A 22,917-nucleotide genomic window follows, 5' to 3' on the forward strand; every position below is an offset into this window, starting at 1 on the left:
GATTCGGGGCTGGGGATTGAGGATTCGCAACGGCGGTGGCCGCAACCTGATTGGCGGCGCGCCTTTGTAGGCGCGCGCCCGAGCGCGAAGAGCTGTCCCGGTAACGCCTGTCGCGCAGGCACGCTCCTACGTGGCAATCGCTGGGCCGTGTAAGCCTCATGGTAAGGAGGCCTGCAACGTCACGACGGCGGCATCCCCCTCTGCACCATGACGCCACGCCGTTGTAGGAGCGCGCCCGAGCGCGAAGGGCTGTCCCGGTAACGCCCGTCGCGCGCAGGCACGCTCCTACGGGGCAATCGCTGGGCCGTGTAAGCCTCATGGTAAGGAGGCCTGCAACTTCACGACGGCGGCACCCCCTTCTGCACCATGACGCCACGCCGTTGTAGGAGCGCGCCTGAGCGCGAGGGGCTGTCCCGGTAACGCCTGTCGCGCGCAGGCACGCTCCTACGTGGCCATCGCTGGGCCGTGTAAGCCTCATTGGTAAGGAGGCCTGCAACGTCACGACGGCGGCATCCCCCTCTGCACCATGACGCCACGCCGTTGTAGGAGCGCGCCTGAGCGCGAGGAGCTGTCCCGGTAACGCCTGTCGCGCGCAGGCACGCTCCTACGGGGCAATCACCTGGCAGCGGACAATGCCAGCCAGACCCACGCACCCGGAGACCGCTCTCGCGACTCCCCACTCCCGGCCCTCAGAACGCCTCGTTCCCCAGCCGCACCTCGACCCCCAGCAGCGAGGTCAGCGCCAGCATGGCGTCGTCGTCGCGGCTGAGGGCGATCCAGCCGGCATAGGCGTCGCCACCGGTGTTCCAGTTCCACAGCGAGTAGCCGTGCTCGCGCAGACGATCGTAGGCCACCGCCATCAGGTCCGGCACACTCAGATCGCTGGCAAACTCCTCGTCATCCAGGTCGCCACCCCAGTCGATGCGCAGGTTCCAGCGCGCGCTGAGTTCGTCGATAGCGGCAATGAACGCGTCGGTGTCCTTCCAGTCCACGAAGAAGCCCGAGCGCCAGTCGATCGCATCCTTCAAGGCCCACAACCAGGCATCGTCGCCCTCGTCGTCGTCCAGGTCGGCCTGCGCCTCGCGCCAGGTATCGAACTGGCCCAGGGCGGTGTCTTCGTCACCGGGATTGATCAGCACCAGCAGATTCCACACCCGCGCCGGGTGGTCGTCGACATCGTCTTCGTCGCCCTCGGGCTGCAGGCCTTCGTCGTCTTCGTAGTCGGCGCTGTTATCGGGCATGGCGGTCTGGGTTCTCAGGAGTGCAGGCGTGAAGTGTGGAGGCCTGGCGGCGCGCACGCAAACCGCCCGGCGCATGCGCACGCAGTGCCGGGGCTGATCTTCGCGGCGCGGGCCCGTATCCTGTGCGGCCGAAGACGGCCATCCCGGCCGCCATGACGCCTTTCCCATGAGCGATACCCCTCCCGATCATCTGGCCATCGATGCACGCAGCCCGTTCCACGATGCCGACGCCCTCAACCGCGGCATCGGCGTGCGCTTCAACGGTGTCGAACGCGACAACGTGGAGGAGTATTCGGTCAGCGAAGGCTGGATCAAGGTGCAGGTCGGCAAGGCCCGCGACCGTCGCGGCAACCCGATGACGATGAAGATCAAGGGCGAGGTGGTGGCCTACTTCCTGGACACCAAGGGCGACGCCAAGGCTGCTGCCGAGTAAGCGCGGCTGACCAAACTACCTCACGCTGTTCCATTGCAGAGCTGCCGGGCGGCGAGTTTGCTGCGGGCCCTTGCCCGCCCACCCTCGCGGGACACGCTGCAAGGACGTTCGTGTAGCAGCGATGACTGGCCATTCGCAGCTGATCTGCGACTTGGCTGCAGGGCCCGCCCGCCATGGCGGGACATGCCGCAAGTACGTCCATGCAGGCTCTTACGCGGGATCCATGCCGCGTAAGAGTCCGCGACGGTGGGCAGGCAAGGACCAGTCGCGATGGTCGGTGTTCATGGCCTTCAAACAACCAGCAGACTTTCTGGTGCGGTGTCCTCACCGATTGCGGGACCGTGTGGCGGCATGGATGCCGCCACCGAGCCTACATGGATGGGTTTACGGCGTGTCCCGCGAGCGGCGAGGGCACCGCGCACTCGACCCACTCCGCGTTTGATCTGGACTTCCGACGCGTTTGACCTGGACGTCCGACGGCATCCACCAGGATGCGGCCGACAAACCCACTGCATCCACCTCTCAGGCCTTGAGCCGGTAACCGCTGCGGAAGATTGCCGCCACCACGCCCAGGCACACCAGCAGGAACAGAAAGGTCATGCCGGTGCTCACTGCGATGTGCACGTCGGCCTTGCCGTAGAAACTCCAGCGGAACCCGCTGATCAGGTACACCACCGGATTGAACAAGGTGACCTTCTGCCACAGCGGCGGCAGCATGTTGATCGAGTAGAAACTGCCGCCCAGGAAGGTCAGCGGCGTCACCACCATCAGCGGGATCACCTGCAGTTTCTCGAAGCCGTCGGCCCAGATGCCGATGATGAAACCGAACAGGCTGAAGGTCAGTGCGGTGAGCACCAGAAAGCCCAGCATCCACAGCGGATGGGCGATCTCGTAAGGCACGAACAGCCGCGCGGTGAGCAGGATCAGCAAGCCGAGCAACACCGACTTGGTCGCCGCCGCGCCCACATAGCCGATCACGATCTCCCACCAGGCCACCGGCGCCGACAGCACCTCGTAGATGGTGCCGGCCCAGCGCGGCATGTAGATGCCGAACGAGGCATTGGAAATGCTCTCGTTGAGCAGCGACAGCATCACCAGCCCGGGGATGATGAAGGCGCCGTAGCTGATGCCGTCGATGTCGCCCATGCGCGAGCCGATCGCCGCGCCGAACACCACGAAATACAGCGAGGTCGACAACACCGGCGAGGCGATCGACTGGGTCAGCGTGCGGAAGGCGCGCGCCATTTCGAATCGGTAGATCGCCGCGATCGCATGCCGGTTCATGCGCGCACCTCCACGTTGCGGGCGCCATGCACCAGGTTGACGAAGATCTCCTCCAGCGAGCTCTCGCTGGAATGCAGATCCTTGAAGTCGATGCCCTGCTCGTTGAGCCGGCGCAGCAATGCGCCGATGCCGGTCTGCTCGGCCTGGGTGTCGAAGGTGTAGACCAGGCTGTTGCCGTCGGCCGCCAGTTCCAGCGGCAAATCGCCCAGCGCAGTCGGGATGGCCTGCAGCGGCGCCTGCAGGCTCAGCGTGAGCTGCTTCTTGCCGAGCTTGCGCATCAGCGTGTGCTTGTCTTCCACCAGCACCAGCTCGCCGCGGTTAATCACCCCGACCCGGTCGGCCATGTCTTCGGCTTCCTCGATGTAATGGGTGGTCAGGATCACCGTGGTGCCCTGCTCGCGCAGCCGCCGCACCATCTGCCACATGTCGTGACGCAACTCCACGTCCACGCCGGCGGTAGGCTCGTCCAGGAACAGGATGCGCGGCTCGTGCGCCAGCGCCTTGGCAATCAATACGCGCCGCTTCATGCCGCCGGACAGCGTGGAGATCTTGTTGTGGCGCTTGTCCCACAGCGAAAGTTCGCGCAGCACCGTTTCTAGATACGCCGCATTGGCCGGCTTGCCGAACAGGCCGCGGCTGAAGCGCACGGTGGCCCACACGGTTTCGAACGCGTCGGTGGCCAGCTCCTGCGGCACCAGGCCGATGCTGGCACGCGCGGCGCGGTAGTCGCGCACGATGTCGTGGCCGTCGGCCAGCACGGTGCCGGTGCTGGGGTTGATCAGCCCGCAGATGATGCTGATCAGCGTGGTCTTGCCGGCGCCGTTGGGACCTAGCAGCGCGAAGATCTCGCCGCGCTGGATGTCCAGATCCACCTGCTTGAGCGCCTGGAAACCGCCGGCGTAGGTCTTGCTCAATCCCTGGATGGAAACGATGGGTGTCATGTCTTCTGCACGGGAACGATCAGCGCCACAGGGTAGGCGGTGCGCCGTGACAATGGGAGGGGGATAGATGGGATGGTGTCTCCCGACCCACGATTTGCCCGGTGCGTGCCTGGGCACCGTACAAGACCGCGGCCGCGACGCCCGAACACGCCGGCATGCGCTGTTGTAGGAGCGCACCCGGGCGCGAGAAGCTTTATCGGTCATGCCTGTCGCGCCCGGGTGCGCTCCTACGCCGGCGCTGGCGGTTGCGATTCCCGAATCCCGATTCCCGATTCCCGCGCGCTCAAGCGCGCTTGCGCGACTCGATCAGATCCAGGTTGCGCACCAGCCGGCGCGACAGGTCATCGGAAATCTCGCGGCGCCTGGCCAGCTTGAACAACTCGTTGCGCTCGGCCACCAGCGCGGCATGGCGGAACTGGCGCAGCGCCTGTTCGTAGGCACCGGCCTCTTCCGGATCGGTCTCGGCCATGTCCACCGCACCGAGCTTGCGTTGATAGCGCTGGCTGACCTGGTTGGCGGCGGCGTTGTAGCGCTCGGCATGCCGGCTGTCCTCCACCAGGCGCTGGCGCAGTTTTTCCACCGCCTCCAGCGCGGCCTGCGAGGCAGCCTTCACCGCCAGGTCTTCCTTGAGCTGTTCGTCTTCCTCTTCGGGCAGCTCCAGCCCGCGCAGCAGCCGCGGCAAGGCCACGCTGGCCACCAGCAACGACACCAGGATCACCGAGGCGGCCAGGAAGATCGCCAGCTGGCGCGCAGGAAACGGCGAGCCATCTTCCAGCATCAATGGCAGCGTGAGCACGCCGGCCAGGGTGATCGCACCGCGCACGCCGGCCAGCGAGACCGCCACCACGATGCGCCACGGCGGGCTGACATGCTGCTCGCCGCGCCACTGCGCCTTGAAGATGTTCCAGCGCAGCGACAGGAATACCCATACGAAGCGCAGCGCCATCAGGCTGGCGCTGATGGTGGCCACGTACACCGCCAGCCACCACGGATTGAGGTGCCCGGCTTCCTGCACGCTGCGCACCGCCCCGTCCAGGATGCCCGGCAACTGCTCGCCCAGCAGCACGAAGATGATGCCGTTGAAGGTGAACTGCACCGTGTCCCACACCGCCGAGCGCTGCAGCCGCATGTTGCCCGGCGCGTTGCCGGCCATTTCCACGTAGCTCATGGTGACCCCGGCCGCCACTGCGGCCAGGATGCCGGAGGCATGGAAGGCCTCGGCCAGCAGATAGGCCGCGAACGGGGTCAGCAGATTGACCAGGATCGCCGAACCCGGCTCCTCGCCGAAGTGGCGCCAGATCCAGGCCTGGATGCGGCTCAGGCCGAAGGTGGTGGCCACGCCCAGCGCCAGCCCGGCCAAGGCCACCCACAGGAAGGTCAGCGAGGCGGTGGCGATCGAGAAGCTGCCGGTCAGCACCGCGGCCACCGCAAACTGGAAGCACACCAGCCCGGAGGCATCGTTGAGCAGCGACTCGCCTTCCAGGATGTGCATCAGCCGCTTGGGGATCGGCACCTTGGAGGCGATCGAGGACACCGCCACCGGATCGGTCGGCGAGATGATCGCCGCCAGCGCGAAGGCCACCGCCAGCGGCATCGCCGGGATCAGCCAATGGATCAGCAGGCCCGCGCCGACCACGGTGAACACCACCAGCCCCAACGCCAGCTCGAGGATGGCGGCCTTGTCGCGGAACAGGCCTTGTTTGGGAATGCGCCAGCCATCCAGAAACAGCAGCGGCGGCAGGAACAGCAGGAAGAACAGCTCCGGTTCCAGCTCATGCCCGGCATCGAACACACCCGAGACCACCGCGCCAAGCGCAATCTGGACCAACGGCAGGGGCAAGGAGAACGGCAGGATGCGGATCAGATAACCGCTGGCCGCGACCGCCAGCAACATGGCGAGGACGACATCGATCGAATGCATGGAAAACCCGGAAGAAAAAACAGTGCGCGTGCGGCATCGCAGAGTGCAACGCACCACCACGTGCCAACGGAAACATACCGGTTTGCACCCGGCGATGAAACCTCTGTGCCCCCTGACCGGCGCGCCACAGGCCGCGGCAGAGCTGCCATGCGCCCATGTCGATGCCACGCAGTTGCCCATCCGTATGGCCCTGGCGCCGTTGGATACGCCAGCGGATGGACGCCGGCCCGATGGTGCGGCAGTGCCCTGCCCAGGCCCACTGCCTGACCCGATGGTCGGCCGCTGCAACGCCAGCAACGGCAACACTGCCGACCACGCACACCGCCTGCGAAAAGCGCAGTTGCTGCGTTAGCCGCCTTGCAGGCAGCTCACCGGCGACAACGCGATCAGGCGTGGCGAACGTGCTCCTTCGCATGCAGCGTCGATTGCCGCGTGGTCTCGACCGCGACGATGGAGGTTGCTTCGTGCAGTGTCAGCCTGGAAGCGAGGTGACTCCCCATCACCTCGACCACCCTGGGCTTCTGCCTGAAGGCATGCGGCCACTGCGCACCGACCATCTGCTGGCCGATCGTCTTGCCGCTGGCATCTTCCACGAGCGTGAGGTGCACCGGGTGATTGCCTGCGCCGCCATTGTCGGCATCGACCACCTCGATGTGGGTCTGCGAAAACGCGTGCCGTCGATTTTCCGCGTCATGCATCTACGAGCTTTGTGCGTGAGTCGAATTTCCCGCTTCATGCATCTAAGACCTTATGCGTGATTCGGTGCGCCATGTCGCCCGCGAATGCGGATGCCGGACAGCGACTTCAACACCATGATCTGCATCCGCCCCCAACAAGGATGGCAGCCGTTGGCGCGAGGCTACATGGCGCAAGTGCGAAGTCGCGCGCAGGAGCGTGCCCTGAATGCTGTATCGCGCACGCCAGTGTAAAGACGGCGTGATGCATCCGCGCTGCATCCACCCGCGTATCTGAGCACACGATTGCCAACCGGGCAGTCGCCTACCCAAAGGATCGATGCCTCATGAAGACCTCATTCCACTCGCTTGCCGTCGCCACTGCCATCGCCCTGACCAGCGCAATGGCCCCCGCCTACGCCGCATCGAACCCGACCGTGGGCGGCGCGCCGATGCTGGTGACCAAGGACATTGTCGACAATGCCGTCAACTCCAAGGACCACACCACCCTGGTCGCCGCGGTCAAGGCCGCCGGCCTGGTCGACACACTGAAAGGCCCGGGCCCGTTCACCGTCTTTGCCCCGACCAATGCCGCATTCGCCGCACTGCCGGCCGGCACGGTGGACACCCTGCTCAAGCCCGAATCCAAGCCCACGCTGACCAAGGTGCTGACCTACCACGTGGTACCGGGCAAGGTCGACGCTGCTTCGTTGATCGCCAAGATCAAGGCCGGTGGTGGCAGCGCGACGTTGACCACCGTGCAGGGCGAGGCGCTGACCGCAAAGCTCAACGGCAAGAAGGTCACCATCACCGATGCCAAGGGCAACACCGCCAACGTCACCATTGCCGATGTCATGCAGAGCAATGGCGTGATCCATGTGGTCGATAAGGTGTTGATGCCGTAACTGGGTCTTGCTGTGAAGCAGGCGGTTGCATGCACATGCCTCCCTCGGCGGAACGCAGCCACGTTCCGCCGGTGGATCGACAACGATTTGCGCAAGCCGGCGCTTTAAGCGTGGAGATGAGGCATGACACGCACTCCGGTAAGCGCGGACGGTGCGCTCGACGCCGGGCGGTCCGGCGGTGCATGCCGATTTCGCACACTGGCCGCACCTGCCTGACGGCCATGTAGCAGTCCCTGCGGGCCGTTCTTGCTTGACGTGCTTGGCTGCGCTGGCGTTGCACTACAACGCCAGCGCATCAGCTGCACGTTACGACGTGCCGACATTGTTCAATTGCGAATCCGCGCGTGCCTGGAAACAGGGTCCAGGCAGCGCCACCACACCGCGAAGCGGCGGTGAGGACCACTGGCTCGCCAGTGGTCCACTTGGTGTCACCATTCTCCGACACCGTGCGCGTGCACTTGCACGCGCATTTTTTATGTCCGCGCCGCGCGCGCTGCAGCGCTCGGTGCATCCAGCAACTGGCGCAGGTCGGCGACAAATCCGCGGTAGCCTTCCTCGCGTGCGGCCTCCGAGCCCTGCCGCAAGACCCATGAGGGATGCACGGTGGTCAGCACCGGCGTGCCGTCGTCCAGCCGCAGCCACTGGCCACGCTGCTGCATCAGGCGGAAGCTGTTTCCCAGCACCGCCTGTGCGGCGGTCGCGCCCAGGCACACGATCTGTACCGGACGCAGCTGCGCGCGCTCGGCCTGCAACCAGCCACTGCAGGCCTGCACATGCGAGCGTTCCGGGTTGCGATGCAGACGCCGCTTGCCACGTTGCTCGAAACGGAAATGCTTGACCGCATTGGTCACGTAGACCGTGTTGCGATCGAGACCGATCTCGTCCAGTGCCCTATTGAACAAACGCCCGGCCGGCCCGACGAACGGACGCCCGCTCAGATCCTCTTCGTCGCCGGGCTGCTCGCCGATCACCATCACCGACGCGTCGCTCGGCCCCTCGCCGAACACCGTCTGCGTTGCCGGTTGCCATAATGCGCAGCGCCGGCAATCGCGCGCGGCCACGCGCAACTGCGCCAGGCTTTGCGTGGCCACTTCCGGGATCGGCGTTGGCGCTACCGGCACGCGCCGCCGCACCGGCTCGGGCGCACGCTCGGCCATCTCGCGCACGCGCACGCCGGCCTCGCGGATCAGCTCCGGCAGCAAGCGCGCCTCGGGCAGGTTCTTCCAGTATTTCTGCGGCATTTCCTGCCGCATCATGGTCGGGTTGAGCCGCGCCGGATTGAAGATATGCGCGTAATAGGTGCGCCAGAGCGTCTCCTGCGCATCGTCGGCCGGCACCTGAGTGCGCACGGCACCCTCGCCGAACGTCAATGCCTCGTCATCCCAGCGCACGCTGCGATACGGGGTGAGGATCGCCCAGCGCATGCCGGCGAAGCGGCGCGCGAAAAACGGCGCCACCCGGTCCACGATCCAGTGCTCGGGCTCGAACCACGCCACGAAGTCTTCCTCTTCCACCGGCAAACGCCGAAAGCGCACGAACGCCTTCATCTTGTGGGTGTCGCGCTGCACCGCCTTTTGCCACTGCGTCACCCGATGCACATCGACATCGGTGGCCCGCTCCAGCAGCGCGCGCTCTCCGCTCGCCACCCGCCACAACAAGCGGTACAGCACCGCATGGCGCTGCGGATCGCGATGACACAGCACCGCCCCCGCCATCTGCAGGAACGCGGCCGACACCCGCGGCGGCGCAACCACGGCCGGCAGATCCAGCAGCCCCTGCCCCATCAACAGGCCGCCCTGCGCTCCGCCATTCCACGCGATGGAGTCCGGCTCCACCTGCGCGCACCACCCCGCCCGCGCCAGCGCACGCCATGCGTCAAGGCTCCAGCCCGGCGCAACGTCAGCGTTGAACATCGCGGTGGTCGGGATTGGGGATTGAGGGATTGGGGATTGGCAACAGCGTCGTGTTCCTGGGTAAGCACTGGTGCTGGGTGGCGCCTTTGCGCTTGATGCCATCCTTATCCGCCCTTCGGGCGCCTTGGCCGGCAACAGGGGAGAAGCCAGCCGAAGCGGCGATACGCAGAACGCTGGCGGAGAGCTGCGATCTCAATCGAACAGACTCGCCTGCCTGGGCGCTGGCGCCAGTTGCGCGCGCAAGCGCACCGGATCGTCCAGGCGCTGGCGCGGATGATGGTCCAGCACACTCACGAACGGCAGCAGCTTCTTCATCGGCACCCGCAACCGCGCCAGATCGCCCACCCGCAGGCGCGCATGCCGGCGCGACAACAGCAGCCGGTCCACGTTGCGGGTGCCCAGGCCTGGCACCCGCAGCAGCATCTCGCGCGGCGCCACGTTCAGGTCCACCGGAAAGCGCTCGGGATTGCGCAGCGCCCAGGCCAGCTTCGGGTCCACGTCCAGGTCGAGCATGCCGCTGGACTGGGTTGGCGCGATTTCCTCCACGCTGAATTCGTAGAAGCGCAGCAGCCAGTCGGCCTGATACAGCCGGTGCTCGCGCTGCAGCGGCGGCGCCTGCAACGGCAGTTTGGACGAGGCATCCGGGATCGGGCTGAAGGCCGAGTAATACACCCGACGCATCCGGTAGTTGCCGTAGAGATTGTGGCTGGTGTCCAGGATGCTGCGGTCGTTGGCATCGTCGGCGCCGACGATCATCTGCGTGCTCTGCCCGGCCGGCGCAAAGCGCGGCGGCTTGGCACGGCGCACCTTTTCGGCCTTGCGCTCCAGCTGGTTTTCTTCGATGCGCCAGCGCAACTCGCCCATGGCCGAACGGATGCCGCCGACGCTTTTTTCCGGCGCCAGCAGCGTCAACCCCTGCTCGGTCGGCAGTTCCACGTTGATGCTCAGGCGGTCGGCATAGCGGCCGGCGGCAGCCAGCAGGTCGGGCGCGGCATCGGGAATGGTCTTGAGGTGGATGTAGCCGGCGAAGTGATGCACCTCGCGCAGCTGCCGCGCCACTTCCACCAGCTGCTCCATCGTGTAGTCGGAGTTGCGGATGATGCCGCTGGACAGGAACAGGCCTTCGATGTAATTGCGCTTGTAGAAGTCCAGCGTCAGCGTGACCACTTCTTCCGGCGTAAAGCGCGCGCGGCGCACGTTGCTGGAGACACGGTTGACGCAATATGCGCAATCGAACACGCAGAAGTTGGTGAGCAGGATCTTCAACAGCGACACGCAGCGGCCGTCGGGTGTGTACGAGTGGCAGATCCCCATGCCCTCGGTGCTGCCGACCCCGCCGGTCCCGAGCGAATTGCGCTTGTTCGCGCCACTGGAGGCGCAGGACGCGTCGTATTTGGCCGCATCGGCCAGCACTGCGAGTTTGTCGAGGATTTTCACGCGAGCAGCATGTCGCGCTGCAGTCTCAGCCTGTGAGACTGCAGCGCGCGTCATCGTGAATGCTTCAGAGCGCTGCGCTGCCGATGCTTATCGGCACCATACCTGGTGGCTGCAGTGCCGGCGCTTGTCGGCGCCATGCCTCACGCCCGGGGCCGCGCTTGCCGGCACCCGGCCTATGGCTGCGAGCCGGTTCGCCGTAAGCCCAAGCCTTATCGCTGCGGGCCTTGCTCGTTGTCGCCACCGCGCCGGGCCGGCTTGCAGCGGCAGCAACAGGCCGCATGCCATCGCGTGCCGGCGGTTGCGCGGTGCCCCGTGGCCGGTCCGGCGAGCTGCCTGCACCGTAGATAACGGCTACGGTGCAGGCGTGCCGCGCTCGCCACGGCTCAGGCGACGACCGGGCCCGCACGCGCGATCAGCATGGATCGCCATCGAACCGATAGATATCCATCGCCAGAAACCCCGCATCGATGCCGGCATCGATGCGCTGTGCGCCGAGCCGGTCCCCGCCGGCCGCGCCCATCGCCACGTACAGCGGCAACAGGTGCTCGTCGGTGGGATGCGCGCGCGCGGCGTGCGGCGCCTGCCGGCGATAGTCCAGCAGCGCGGCGATGTCGTCCTGGACCAGCTTGCGCTCGGTCCACTCGATGAAGGGCCGCACATACGGCGCCTCGCGTTCGGCGCTGTAACCGTGGCGGAAGTCGTGCAGGTTATGGGTGATGCTGCCGGAGCCGACCACCAGCACGCCGTCCTCGCGCAGCGGTGCCAGCGCGCGGCCGACCGCAAACTGGTGCGCCGGCCCCAGCTCGGGCTGGATCGACACCGACACCACCGGAATCCCGGCAGCCGGATACAGCAGGCGCAGCGGCACCCACACGCCATGATCGAAGCCGCGCTGCGGGTCCAGGTGCGGATGCAGGCCGGCCTGCTCCAGCCGGCGCACGATCTGCTGCGCCAGCGCCGGCTCGCCGGGTGCGGGATACTCCAGTTCGTACAGCGGTGCCGGAAAACCGCCGAAGTCATGGATGGTCGGCGGCTGCAGCGCGCCACTGACCAGCGGGCGGCGGCCCAGCCAATGCGCGGACGCCACGACGATCGCGCGCGGCCGCGGCAAGGTCTGCGCAAGCTCGGCCAGGCGCTCGCCGACCTGCCCCGGCTGCAAGGCGGTCATCGGCGATCCGTGCGAGATGTACAGGGAAGGCAAACGGCTCATGGCGCACTCCTCGGAAGAACGATCATCAGCCTCGACGCGCCGGCTTCAGCGCCCACGCGCCCTCGCCAAGCAGCGATTGCACGACCAGCAACACCGCCCACAGCGCCGGGTATTCCCAGCCGCCGCCCGGATTGGAGAAGCCGAAGCCATTGCCGCCATGCACGCTGATGATGGTGCCCAGCAGCAGCGGCACCCCCAGCAGCCCGACCCAGCGTGCGTAGATGCCCAGCAGCAGGGACAGGCCCAGGCCGAGCTCCAGCGCGATGGTGAGGTAGGCCAGCGCGCCCGGCAGGCCGAGCGACTGGAAATAGGCCACGGTGCCGGCCGGGGTGAACACCAGCAACTTGATCAGGCCATGCACCAGAAACAGCGCGCCCAGACTGATGCGCAGCAAGGCCGCGCCATAGGCAGCGGTACGCGGGGAAGCGAGGGAGGTGGACATTGGACGGACTCCAGTGAGGACCTGCACAGCGTATTGCTTACAAATTTCTGATAAATAGCTTCACTTCGGATAATTTATTGCACTCAAAGCAACAATCGGATACCGATGGATACCCTCGATGCAATGCGCGTGTTTGCAGCGGTGGCCGAACGCAGCGGCTTCAGCGCCGCCGCCGATGCGCTGGACCGTTCCACCGCCAGCGTGACCCGGCAGGTCGCCGCGCTCGAGCAACGGCTGGGCACGCGCCTGCTCAATCGCACCACCCGGCGGGTCAGCCTGACCAGCGCCGGCACCGCGTACTACCAGCGCTGTCTGCAACTGCTGGCCGACCTGGACGATCTGGAGGCCACGGTCGGCGCGCAGGCACTGGAGCCGGCCGGCGTGCTGCGCGTCAACGCGCCGGTGAGTTACGGCATCGAGCGCCTGGCCGCGCTGCTGCCGGACTTCTGCGCGCGCTACCCGCAGGTGGAACTGGACCTGTCGCTGTCGGACCGGCTGGTCGACATGGTCGAGGAAGGCTTCGATGTGGCCATCCGCATCACCCGCCAGCCGGCGCCGACCTTGATCGCCCGGCGCCTGGGCACGGTCCGCCTGGTGCCCTGCGCGGCGCCGGCCTACCTGGCCCGTGCCGGCACCCCGATGCATCCGTCCGACCTGGCCGGCCACGACTGCCTGCTGTACCACTACTCGCCCAACGGCGACGAGGTGCGCTTCCATGGGCCCGAGGGCGATAGCGAGGTGCGCCTCCACGGCAACCTGCGTGCCAACAACGGGCATGTGCTGAGCGCGGCGGCGGTGGCCGGCCTGGGCATCGCGATGCAGCCGGACTTCCTGGCCGACGAGCATCTGGCCGCCGGCCGGCTGGTGCGTATCCTTCCGCAGTACGCGCTGGGAGAGATCGGCATCTTCGCCGTCTATACCAGCCGCAGCCACCTGGCCCCGAAGGTGCGCAGTTTCATCGATTACCTGGTCGAGCGCATGGGCGATGCCGGGCGCTGATGAGCCCGGCAACAGTACGTCCCGTCGATGGTCATTAACCTGACACGGCATGTGTGGTCACAATCGGCTCCCCCCGACCACAGGACTGCGCATGAGCAAGATCGCCATCATCTATTTCAGCGGCTACGGCCACACCACCAAGCTGGCCGAAGCCGTGCATGCCGGCGCCGCCAGTGTCGGCGAGGCCACGCTGTACCGCATCGACCAGGACGGCAACCTGCCCGACGACGCCTGGGAGGCGATCGGCGCCGCCGACGCCATCATCTACGGCAGCCCCACCTACATGGGCGGGCCGGCGTGGCAGTTCAAGAAGTTTGCCGACGCCAGCTCCAAGCCGTGGTTTGCGCAGGCCTGGAAGGACAAGATCGCAGCCGGCTTCACCAACTCGGCCTCGGTGAACGGCGACAAGTACGCCACCATCCAGTATTTCTGGACCTTGTCGCAGCAGCACGGCCAGGTCTGGGTCGGTACCGGTCTGCTGCCGGCCAACACCAAGGCGCACGGTCCGCAGGACATCAACTGGACCGCCGGCTCGGCAGGCGCGCTGGCGATCTCGCCCTCCGATGCCTCGCCGGAAGAAGCGCCACGCAGCGGCGATCTGGAAACCGCCAAGTTGCTCGGCAAGCGCGTGGCCGAGTTCGCCGGCAAGCTCAAGGGCTGACGCGGCAGCTGGTAGCGTCCGCGTCACGACACCCGTGCATGGCAGTGGGCCCTGGTCTGCTGGCATGTGCGGGTTGTTCGGTCGCAGCGCGCGTTCGGTGCGTGATGTCGGGCCCAATGCCGGCCTGCTCGCGCATCATCGCCCGGGCCACATCGCGCTAACGCACGCCGCTGCATCCTTCTTCCTGCCTTCCTTGCCGCACGGAGTTTTCTCCACCATGCAAACCCGCACGCTTGGCCGTTCCGGCCCCACCGTTTCTGCGCTCGGCCTCGGTTGCATGGGCATGAGCGCGTTCTACGGCAATCGCAGCGACGAGGCCGCCTCGATCGCGGTGATCCACCGCGCCCTCGATCACGGCGTCAGCCTGCTCGACACCGCCGACATGTACGGCCCGCACACCAACGAAATCCTGGTCGGCAAGGCCATCGCCGCGCGCCGGCACGAGGTGTTCCTGGCCACCAAATTCGGCATCAAGCTCGATCCCAACGACCCATCGGTGCGCGGCATCGATGGCAGCCCGGACTATGTGCAAACGGCCTGCGAAGCCAGCCTGCGCCGCCTGGGCGTGGAGCATATCGACCTGTACTACCAGCACCGCGTGGACCCCAACGTGCCGATCGAAGACACGGTGGGTGCGATGTCGCGCCTGGTCGAACAAGGCAAGGTGCGTTTCCTCGGGCTGTCGGAAGCCGCCGCAGCCACCATCCGCCGCGCGCATGCGGTGCATCCCATCACTGCGGTGCAGACCGAATATTCGCTGTGGTCGCGCGAGCCCGAGGACAATGGCGTCTTCGAAACCGTGCGCGAGCTGGGGATCGGATTCGTTCCGTATTCGCCGCTGGGTCGCGGTTTCCTGACTGGCGCATTCGCCTCTCCCGATGACTTCGACGCCGACGATTACCGTCGCCATTCGCCGCGTTTCCAGGGCGAGAACTTCACCCGCAACCTGCAGCTGGTGGAGCAGGTCAAGGCGATCGCCGCCGACAAGGGCATCACGCCGGGGCAGCTGGCGCTGGCCTGGGTGTTGGCGCAGGGCCAGGACCTGGTGCCGATCCCGGGCACCAAGCGGCTGGCCTACCTGGAAGAAAACCTCGGCGCGCTCGACGTGGCGCTGATGCCGGACGAGCTCGCACGCATCGATGCGATCTTCCCGCTGCAGGCCGCGTCCGGGACGCGTTATCCGGAAGCGATGATGGGCGCGCTCAGCCGCTGAGCGGTACGCGTGGAAGCGCACGCCGCCACAGTGGCCCGGCGATGGCGTGCGCTCACGCCATCGCACCGGCATGGCTCGCACACTGGGCCTCACCGCCATCGGAGTGACGCGTCCTGCCATGCTGTCTTTCGTGATCCCCGCCCATGACGAGGCCGCGCTGATCGGCCAGACGCTGCAGTGCCTGCACGCCTGTGCGCAGACCCTGCAGCTGGACTACGAGGTGATCGTGGTGGCCGATGCCTGCGAGGACGCCACCGCCGCCATCGCGCGTGCGGTCGGTGCGCAGGTGCTGGAGGTGCTGGAGGTGCAATTGCGCCATATCGCCGCCACCCGCAATGCCGGCGCGCAGCAGGCGCAAGGCGATCGCCTGCTGTTTCTGGATGCCGACACGCTGGTGAACCCGCAGGTGGTCGGCGCCGCGCTGGCGGCGCTGGATGCCGGCGCCGTCGGCGGTGGCGCGCAGGTGCATCTGCAGGGCAGGCGCGTGTGGTTCGAGCGCATGGCGCAGGCGATCTTCGGCGGGTTGTTCCGTCTCGGCGGCATCGCACCGGGCTGCTTCCTGTTCTGCACGCGCGCCGCATTCGTCAGCGCCGGCGGCTTCGATACGCGTTACTACGCCGGCGAAGACGTGGCATTGAGCCGCGCGCTGGCGCGCTGCGGGCGGTTCGTGATCCTGCGCCAGACCGTGCACACCTCCGACCGCAAGCTGCGCAGCTTTTCCAAGCGCGAGCACCTGGGCCTGCTGTTGCGCTTCCTATGGCGTGGGCGAGGCATGCTGCAGACCCGCGATGCCCTGGGCTTCTGGTACCAGCGCCGGCGCTGAACCGCGCGTGTCCGCAGGGCGGCCACGGCGGCGGCGCGCTGCCTTGCGTGGGGACGTGGCGACGGTGGCAATTTACACTGGTATGTCTGTTTTTCGTTTCCGAGTTGCACCGCATGGCTCTTCTGCACCGTCCTGTCCTGATCGCTGCCCTGTCGGCTGCCCTGCTGAGCACCGCCGCGTGCCACCGCGATGGCGCCTCACCGGCAACGACGACGCACGCCAAGGCCACGCCCACCACGCCCAAGCTGGGCGATTTCGGTTTCGATGCGGCGGGCATGGACCGCAGCGTGGCGGCGGGCGACGACTTCTTCAGCTACGCCAGCGGCAACTGGGTCAAGACCACCCAGATCCCGGACGACCGCTCCAGCTTCAACAGCTTCGTCGGCATCGCGATCGAAACCGAGCAGCACAGCCGCGACATCATCGAAGGCGCCGCTGCCAACGACCGCGTCACCGGCGAAGACAAGCAGATCGGCGATTACTACGCCGCCTACATGGATGAAGCCGGGATCGAGACCAAGGGCGTGCGCCCGGTGCAACCGGAACTGGACGCCATCGCGCAGCTGGACGACAAACAGGCGCTGGCGCGCACCCTGGGCGGCCAGCTGCGCGCCGATGTGGACCTGCTCAACTCCACCAATTTTTATACCGACCGGCTGTTCGGCCTGTGGATCTCGCAGGATCTGCATCACCCCGGCCGCTACGTGCCGTATCTGGTGCAGGGCGGCCTGGGCATGCCGGACCGCAGCTTCTATCTGGACGACGGGCGCATGACGCAGATGCGCGAGGCCTACCGCGCGCACATCGTCAAGCTGCTGGAACTGGCCGGCATCGCCGACGCGCCAGCCAGGGCCGAGCGCATCCTGGCCCTGGAAACCGCGATGGCGCGCGTGCACGCCACCGCCGAACAGACCAACAACGTGCAGGCCGGCGCCAATGCCTGGAAACAGGCCGATTTCGCGCGTAATGCGCCCGGCCTGGATTGGGCGCCGTTCTTCGAAGCGGCCGGCCTGAAGGCGCAGCAGGATTTCATCGTCTGGCAGCCCGGTGCGGTGACCGGCCTGTCGGCGCTGGTGCGCTCCGAGCCCCTGCAGACCTGGAAGGATTACCTGAGCTTTCGCGCCCTGGACCGCGCCTCGCCGTACCTGTCCAAGGCCTTCGCCGACGAACGCTTTGCGTTCTACGGCACCACGCTGGAAGGCACGCCGCAACAACGCCAGCGCTGGAAGCGCGGCATCGACGCCACCAACGCAGCCTTGGGCGAAGCGGTGGGCCAGCGCTATGTGCAGAAGTACGTCAGTGCCCAGACCAAGACCCGTGCCGAGGAGATGGTCAAGAACATCGTCACCGCCTTCGGCAAGCGCATCGACGCGCTGGCGTGGATGAGTCCGGAGACCAAGCAGCATGCCAAGGCCAAGATTGCCGGGCTGACCGTGGCGGTGGGTTATCCGGAGACCTGGCGCGACTACAGCGGGCTGGACGTGCGCCGCGACGATGCGCTGGGCAATGTGCAGCGCTCGGAGCTGTTCGAGTACCGGCGCAATCTGGCCAAGCTGGGCAAGGCCGTGGATCACCGCGAGTGGTATCTGCTGCCGCAGGAAGTCAACGCACTGAACGTGCCGCTGGAAAACCGCCTGCTGTTTCCGGCGGCGATCCTGCAGCCGCCGTTCTTCGACCCGGCAGCCGACGATGCGGTGAACTACGGCGCCATCGGCGCGGTGATCGGCCACGAGATCAGCCATAGCTTCGACAACATGGGCGCGCAGTTCGACGAACATGGCGAGCTGCACAACTGGTGGACGCCGCAGGACCTGAAAAAATTCGCAGCCGCCGGCGATGCGCTCGCAGCGCAGTTCAGCGCCTACAAGCCGTTCGACGATCTGAGCGTCAACGGCAAGCTGACGCTGGGCGAGAACATCGCCGATGTGGCCGGCCTGGCGACCGCCTACGATGCCTATCAGCTGTCGCTGCAGGGCAAGCAGCCGCAGACCATCGACGGGTTCAGCCCGGACCAGCGCTTCTTCCTGGGCTTTGCGCAGGCCTGGCGCGGCAAGTACCGCGACGCGGCGCTACGCAACGCCGTGCTCACCGACGTGCACGCACCCGGACGCTTCCGCGCGCAGACCGTGCGCAACCTCGATGCCTGGTATCCGGCATTCGATGTGCAGCCGGGCCAGCAGTTGTATCTGCCGCCCGAGCAGCGGGTGCGGATCTGGTAGCAGACTGGCCCCTCATCCCTCGGGAGAGGGGTTGGGGCGAGGGTACGGCCACACGGCGCACCATCCTCCGCATGACGCCATTGCCTTGCACTCCAGGCAGGCACCCGCACTCACCGCTGCCCGGGCCACTCCAGCAACATCGCCTGCGGCAGCTGCATGCGGCGGCACGCGCGTGCAGACAGCCCATCGCGTAGCGCAGTACGGAACAGTGGCGACAGGCTCCGCAGCAACCGTGCCGACGCATGTGCCTGTGCGCGCTGGGTGGTGGTGCGGCCGAGCATGTCGCTGGCCCAGCCTGGCAACAGGGCGGTACCGGCACCGAGGAACACGCCGCGCGACAGCCCGGCCGCCGGCACCGGCAACTGGATGCTGGTGAGGATGTCGAGCACCTCGCGCGAGCGCGTGTCCATGCGCAACTGCCCGCGCACGGTGGCGAAATATGCATCGACCTGCGCCTCGCTGGCGGGTACATCGGCCGCGCCCAGCGCTTCGGCGACACGTCGCGCTTCGTCGTAGTAGCGGTCGGCGATGCTTGCCGGCACGTCGCGGCAATAGCGTCGGCAACCCTGCAGAAAACCGTAGGCCTCGGTGACGTGCACCCAGGTCAGCAACTGCGGGTCGTTGGCGTCGTAGGGCACGCCGTCGGCGGTGTGGCCGTGGATATGCGCATGGATGCTGCGCACGCGGGCGATCAACTGCTCGGCCTCGGCGCGCGGGGCATAGGTGGTGCCGGCAACGAAGTTGGTGGTGCGCCGCAGCCGCCCGATCAGGTCGGCGCGGAAGTTGGAATGGTCGTAGACCCCGGCCAGCGCGCGTGGATGCAGCAACTGCAGCATCAAGGCGCACAATCCGCCGGACAACATGCCGGGAAATTCCGAATGCACCCGCCAGGTGACGCTATCGGGCCCGAAGATGCCGGGATCGCCAAGGGGCTGGTCGTAGTCGATGGAGCTCTGGCCACGCGGAAACGCGCCCAGCACCCAGCGATGGATCTGTCGGGCGGCAGGGGCAGTGAGGGTACGCAGGACGGCTGACATGCATGCGAGCATACCCAGCCCGCTGCAAGACCGCGTCGTGGCCTTGAGGGGCTGGGATTGAGGATTCGGGATTTGGGATTGGTGAAAGGCGGCTCTGTGTTCGCTGCTCGTCCCCATGCGCATCGACCGTCTCGACGGGCGCTTGCCCGCCTGTCGCCGGACCTTGCGCCGAATGGATGCGTGCGCGGCGCTCACGCGACCTGCACGCCGGAATCGATTGCGCGCCGGTCGCACCCGCCTCGATCACGGATGCACGCACGCAAACGCGGGTGTGCAGTGCAGCAAGAATGGCCACGCACTGGCGCTGCAGTCGTCCGGCAAACGCTGCGAAGCGCCTGAATACCGCGATTTGTGCGCAGGTGCGCAGGATTGGCCGCTCATCGGATCGCAGCAGGCATTGCCATGCACAGCGAAAGTGCTAGAACTAGGGCCGTCCGAGCGTCGGCCTGCATCACTGCCAGCCATTGCCCGGCCGCTCCAGGGCACCGGCGCTTTGCCGGGTGCAGCAAGTCGTTCGTACCAGCCATCCGTCAGGAGCTTGTCATGATCGCTTTGTTCCAGGGTTTGGGCCTGCTGTTGCAGGACAACGCACTCCATCGACTCCCCTTCGACGAGCAGGTCGCGCACTGGCGCGAGAAAACCGACGACCAGCTCGACCAGGAGCTCAATCTGCTCAAGGTGGCCAAGAAACAATGGGTGATCGCCTCGATCATCGGCTGGCAGGCGATCTCGCTGGTGTTGCTGGGCGTGATCACCCATCAGCTGTGGCAGAACGACTACCACCTCACCTTCAGCCGCGTGGTGATCATCTTCACCTCGTGGGCCTCGATCCTGTTCGTCATGTGGTACATCGCCGATCTGTTCGATCACAGCGCCGGTTTCGAACGCTGGCTGCGCGCCTTCAACAGCCGCGCGCGGCTCACCCCGGACGCCGACTCGGTCGAGTGCGTGGCCGATGCGCTGGACATGACCCGTCGCTACCCGGAAGTGCTGCGCTACAAGCAGGAAGTTAGTTCCAGGCGCGAATTGCGCCACGAGGACATCGTCAACATGCGCGAGATGGGGCGGCTGCGTCGCTACACCGAATTGCTACGTGATCTGGACCGCTTCGATGGTGCGCCACGCCTGGTGACCAATACCAATACCCATAGCGCAGCGGCGACACTGGCGTAGCGGTCAAGCGATGGATGTAGTGGTTGCCGCAGCGCATCGGCAATGCGGCGCGCCGGGCGAAAACAGGCGGATTGATCGGCCCGATATCTGATCGCTCCAGGGCGTGCGCTGCCAAGGCAGTGCCAGTCGCTGCACTCTTGGCGTGCGTGGCGACCAACAAGAACGGCCGGTGCAGTGCACCGGCCGTCGTCGTTTGCGGCGCCTGGAGACGGCGCCCGGTCGATCCGTTGTCAGCAAGCAGGCGCTTACGCCTGCGCGACGGCCTTCTCCACCGACGGCGTGCGCCAACCGCTGCGCACACCCCAGATGTAGAACACCGCGCCGACCACCGCGACCACGGCCAGATCGGTGCCGTAGCTGAGGTAGCCATGCCCGCCGAAGTCGCTGCTGCCGGCCCAGGACAGCAGCGCGATCGTCGGCAGGTAGCAGATCATCCAGGCCGCGCCTTTGAGGTTGCGCCCGAGATCCGGCCAGCCCTGCTTGGCCTGGTAGTAGCAGTACACCGGCAGCGCCACGACCATCAGCAGGATGATCTCGCCGGTCAGTGGCCAGCGCGCCCAGTACAGCAGTTCGGTGGCCATCACGAAGGCCACGCCGGCCAGCACCGGCAGCGCGGCGATGCGCAGCGGGCGGTGCAGTTCGGGCGCATGACGACGCAGCGCCATCGCGCTGATCGGGCCGGTGAGGTAGGAGATGATGGTCGCCACCGAGATCACCGCCGCCAGCGTGCCCCAGCCGCGGAAGAAGAACAGGAACACGAACGACACCGCCAGGTTGAAGAACATCGCCATGCGCGGCACGCCCCAGACCGGGTGCAGTTTGCCCAGCACCGACGGCATGGTGCCGTTCTTTTCCATGCCGTAGACCATGCGCGCGGTGGTGGCGGTATAGGTGATGCCGGTGCCGCTGGGGCTGACGAAGGCATCGATGTACAGCAGCATCGCCAGCCAATGCAGGTTGACGATGATGGCCAGCTCGGCGAACGGCGAACGGAAGTCGATGCCGTGCCAGCCGGCCTTGGCCAGCAGGTCCGGCGGCACTGCGCCGATGTAGGCCACCTGCAGGATCACGTAGACCACCGTGGCCAGCGCGATCGAGCCCAGCACCGCGAACGGAATGCTTCGCCCCGGGTTGCGCGCTTCACCGGCCAGGTTCACCGGGCTCTGGAAGCCGTTGAAGCTGAAGACGATGCCGGCAGTGGCCACCGCGGTGAGCACCGCGGCCAGGTCGATGACATGCGCATCGCCGTGGATGCCGACGCTGAAGTTCTCGCTGTGGAAGCCGCTGGCGATCAGGGCCACGCCGGTCGCCGCCGGCACCACCAGCTTGAACACGGTGATCAGGGTATTGGAGCGCGCGAACAGCTTGACGCTCCAGAAATTGAGGAAGAAATACACCAGCACCAGCACCGCCGAGATCAGCAGGCCGGGCACCGACAACTCCCCCGCCCCGCCGGGTGCCTGCACATACAGGCCCTGCGCCCAGGCCCACGGCCAGGACGCCATGTACTGCACCGAGGCCTCGGCCTCGACCGGGATCACCGAGACGATCGCGATCCAGTTGGCCCAGCCGGCGATGAAGCCCACCAGCGAGCCGTGCGAGTAATGGCTGTAGCGCACCATGCCGCCGGACTCGGGGAACATCGCGCCCAGTTCCGCGTAGGACAGCGCGATGGTGGTGATGATCGCCGCGCCCAGGATCCAGGCCCAGATCGCACCGGGGCCGGCCAGGCCGGCGGCGCGCCAGGCGCCGAACAGCCAGCCGGAACCGATGATCGAGCCCAGGCCGGTAAGCATGAGGGCGAAGGGGCCAACGTCGCGGCGTAGCGATTGTTCGGACATGAGAGCCTGACTGTGAGGACGCCGTGAACCGGCAACAAGCCGGCAATGATCGCAGAAGCGGCCGCTGATCGTCAGTGCGTATTCAGGCTTGGGTCCGGTTGCGGCCTGCCTCATGACAGGGATGAAGCGTCGTTGCGCCAGTTCCGGCGTCAGATGTCCGGCTCAGCCATGGCAATCGGCGCCGGGCGCGCTGGTATCCACGCAGGTGCGCGCCTGACGCGGGATGCCGTGCAGCTCGCGCACCTGCCCGGGTGCCAGCGCAAAGCTGTCCAGGGTCCTGCGTGCGCAGGCCGGCGTGCCCGCGGCCTGCCCGGCGGCAGACGCAGCGCAGTGGTCCTCGTAGACCAGGTAATGGCAGCGGCCGCTGCTGCTGGCCAGGCAGTGCACATTGAGATCGGTGGCAGTGGCCAGGGTCTTGCTGAACAGCACGTCCTGGCCGTTGCTGGTAGCGCGGGTGATGGAGGTGGTGCCGTTGCGGTCGTGGCAACCGGCCAATGCCAGCAGGCAATACACAAGGGAGGCGATCAGGCGCATATCAGCAATCCTTTCA

20 protein-coding genes are annotated in these 22,917 nt (G+C 66.7%); 8 read left to right on the forward strand and 12 right to left on the reverse strand.

The window, feature by feature from the left end; translation table 11 throughout:
• Positions 1–689: 689 nt before the first annotated feature.
• Complete coding sequence (locus EO174_RS17440; protein WP_104583213.1) at positions 690–1,241, reverse strand: hypothetical protein; 552 nt, start codon at positions 1,239–1,241, stop codon at positions 690–692.
• 166 nt (positions 1,242–1,407) lie between these two features.
• Between EO174_RS17440 and EO174_RS17445 the strand changes: the two genes are divergently transcribed.
• Positions 1,408–1,674: a DUF3297 family protein gene (locus EO174_RS17445; RefSeq protein ID WP_104583212.1), complete on the forward strand. Its 267-nt coding sequence runs from the start codon at positions 1,408–1,410 to the stop codon at positions 1,672–1,674.
• 522 nt (positions 1,675–2,196) lie between these two features.
• Here EO174_RS17445 and EO174_RS17455 read toward each other — a convergent pair.
• The 4 genes from EO174_RS17455 to EO174_RS17470 all read right to left on the reverse strand — a co-directional run bounded on the left by EO174_RS17455 (position 2,197) and on the right by EO174_RS17470 (position 6,467).
• Complete coding sequence (locus EO174_RS17455) at positions 2,197–2,958, reverse strand: ABC transporter permease (RefSeq protein WP_016900895.1); 762 nt, start codon at positions 2,956–2,958, stop codon at positions 2,197–2,199.
• Positions 2,955–3,899, reverse strand: coding sequence for an ABC transporter ATP-binding protein (locus tag EO174_RS17460; protein ID WP_126946256.1), 945 nt, complete (start codon positions 3,897–3,899; stop codon positions 2,955–2,957). The genes EO174_RS17455 and EO174_RS17460 overlap by 4 nt, the downstream gene beginning before the upstream one ends.
• 283 nt (positions 3,900–4,182) lie before the next feature.
• On the reverse strand, positions 4,183–5,820 hold the full coding sequence (locus tag EO174_RS17465) for a Na+/H+ antiporter (RefSeq protein WP_104583208.1): 1,638 nt from the start codon (positions 5,818–5,820) through the stop codon (positions 4,183–4,185).
• Positions 5,821–6,206: 386 nt separating this feature from the next.
• Positions 6,207–6,467, reverse strand: a complete 261-nt coding sequence (locus EO174_RS17470; protein ID WP_206515088.1) for a hypothetical protein — start codon at positions 6,465–6,467, stop codon at positions 6,207–6,209.
• Between the two features lie 374 nt (positions 6,468–6,841).
• Here EO174_RS17470 and EO174_RS17475 point away from each other — a divergent pair, with 374 nt between their 5' ends.
• Positions 6,842–7,399, forward strand: coding sequence for a fasciclin domain-containing protein (locus tag EO174_RS17475; RefSeq protein ID WP_164740247.1), 558 nt, complete (start codon positions 6,842–6,844; stop codon positions 7,397–7,399).
• Positions 7,400–7,872: 473 nt separating this feature from the next.
• Here EO174_RS17475 and EO174_RS17480 read toward each other — a convergent pair whose 3' ends face one another.
• The 4 genes from EO174_RS17480 to EO174_RS17495 all read right to left on the reverse strand — a co-directional run bounded on the left by EO174_RS17480 (position 7,873) and on the right by EO174_RS17495 (position 12,401).
• The gene (locus tag EO174_RS17480; RefSeq protein WP_126946259.1) at positions 7,873–9,312 is read right to left on the reverse strand and encodes a UdgX family uracil-DNA binding protein; all 1,440 of its coding nucleotides are present in this window, start codon (positions 9,310–9,312) and stop codon (positions 7,873–7,875) included.
• A gap of 192 nt (positions 9,313–9,504) precedes the next feature.
• Positions 9,505–10,749: a putative DNA modification/repair radical SAM protein gene (locus EO174_RS17485; protein WP_104650190.1), complete on the reverse strand. Its 1,245-nt coding sequence runs from the start codon at positions 10,747–10,749 to the stop codon at positions 9,505–9,507.
• A 412-nt stretch (positions 10,750–11,161) separates the two neighbouring features.
• Positions 11,162–11,959, reverse strand: a complete 798-nt coding sequence (locus EO174_RS17490; protein ID WP_115677845.1) for a class III extradiol ring-cleavage dioxygenase — start codon at positions 11,957–11,959, stop codon at positions 11,162–11,164.
• A 25-nt stretch (positions 11,960–11,984) separates the two neighbouring features.
• On the reverse strand, positions 11,985–12,401 hold the full coding sequence (locus EO174_RS17495; RefSeq protein ID WP_119128269.1) for a DoxX family protein: 417 nt from the start codon (positions 12,399–12,401) through the stop codon (positions 11,985–11,987).
• A gap of 105 nt (positions 12,402–12,506) precedes the next feature.
• Between EO174_RS17495 and EO174_RS17500 the strand changes: the two genes are divergently transcribed.
• From EO174_RS17500 to EO174_RS17520, 5 genes are all read left to right on the forward strand, one after another.
• Entirely contained in the window at positions 12,507–13,400 is an 894-nt protein-coding gene (locus EO174_RS17500; protein ID WP_126946262.1) for a LysR family transcriptional regulator, read from the forward strand.
• A gap of 91 nt (positions 13,401–13,491) precedes the next feature.
• A complete protein-coding gene (locus tag EO174_RS17505; RefSeq protein WP_104583203.1) occupies positions 13,492–14,061 on the forward strand; it encodes a flavodoxin family protein in 570 nt (189 codons plus the stop codon).
• Positions 14,062–14,278: 217 nt separating this feature from the next.
• Positions 14,279–15,274, forward strand: a complete 996-nt coding sequence (locus tag EO174_RS17510; RefSeq protein WP_104583202.1) for an aldo/keto reductase — start codon at positions 14,279–14,281, stop codon at positions 15,272–15,274.
• Between the two features lie 118 nt (positions 15,275–15,392).
• Positions 15,393–16,097: a glycosyltransferase gene (locus tag EO174_RS17515; RefSeq protein WP_126946265.1), complete on the forward strand. Its 705-nt coding sequence runs from the start codon at positions 15,393–15,395 to the stop codon at positions 16,095–16,097.
• Positions 16,098–16,246: 149 nt separating this feature from the next.
• Positions 16,247–18,316 (forward strand): M13 family metallopeptidase, encoded by a 2,070-nt coding sequence (locus EO174_RS17520; RefSeq protein ID WP_164740257.1) that lies wholly within the window; start codon positions 16,247–16,249, stop codon positions 18,314–18,316.
• 110 nt (positions 18,317–18,426) lie between these two features.
• On the opposite strand, the gene EO174_RS17525 is transcribed toward EO174_RS17520, so the two are convergent.
• A complete protein-coding gene (locus tag EO174_RS17525; RefSeq protein WP_104583318.1) occupies positions 18,427–19,353 on the reverse strand; it encodes an oxygenase MpaB family protein in 927 nt (308 codons plus the stop codon).
• A 543-nt stretch (positions 19,354–19,896) separates the two neighbouring features.
• On the opposite strand from EO174_RS17525, the gene EO174_RS17530 reads away from it, so the two are divergent.
• Positions 19,897–20,526 carry a hypothetical protein gene (locus EO174_RS17530; protein ID WP_208411946.1) on the forward strand — a complete coding sequence of 210 codons (630 nt, stop codon included), beginning with the start codon at positions 19,897–19,899 and terminating at the stop codon, positions 20,524–20,526.
• 245 nt (positions 20,527–20,771) lie between these two features.
• Here EO174_RS17530 and EO174_RS17535 read toward each other — a convergent pair whose 3' ends face one another.
• A complete protein-coding gene (locus tag EO174_RS17535) occupies positions 20,772–22,367 on the reverse strand; it encodes an APC family permease (RefSeq protein ID WP_126946271.1) in 1,596 nt (531 codons plus the stop codon).
• A 162-nt stretch (positions 22,368–22,529) separates the two neighbouring features.
• Positions 22,530–22,901 carry a hypothetical protein gene (locus EO174_RS17540; protein ID WP_119128265.1) on the reverse strand — a complete coding sequence of 124 codons (372 nt, stop codon included), beginning with the start codon at positions 22,899–22,901 and terminating at the stop codon, positions 22,530–22,532.
• Positions 22,902–22,917 lie beyond the last annotated feature (16 nt).

This window comes from Xanthomonas sp. BRIP62418 (assembly GCF_003993495.1).
Lineage (GTDB): Bacteria > Pseudomonadota > Gammaproteobacteria > Xanthomonadales > Xanthomonadaceae > Xanthomonas > Xanthomonas euroxanthea.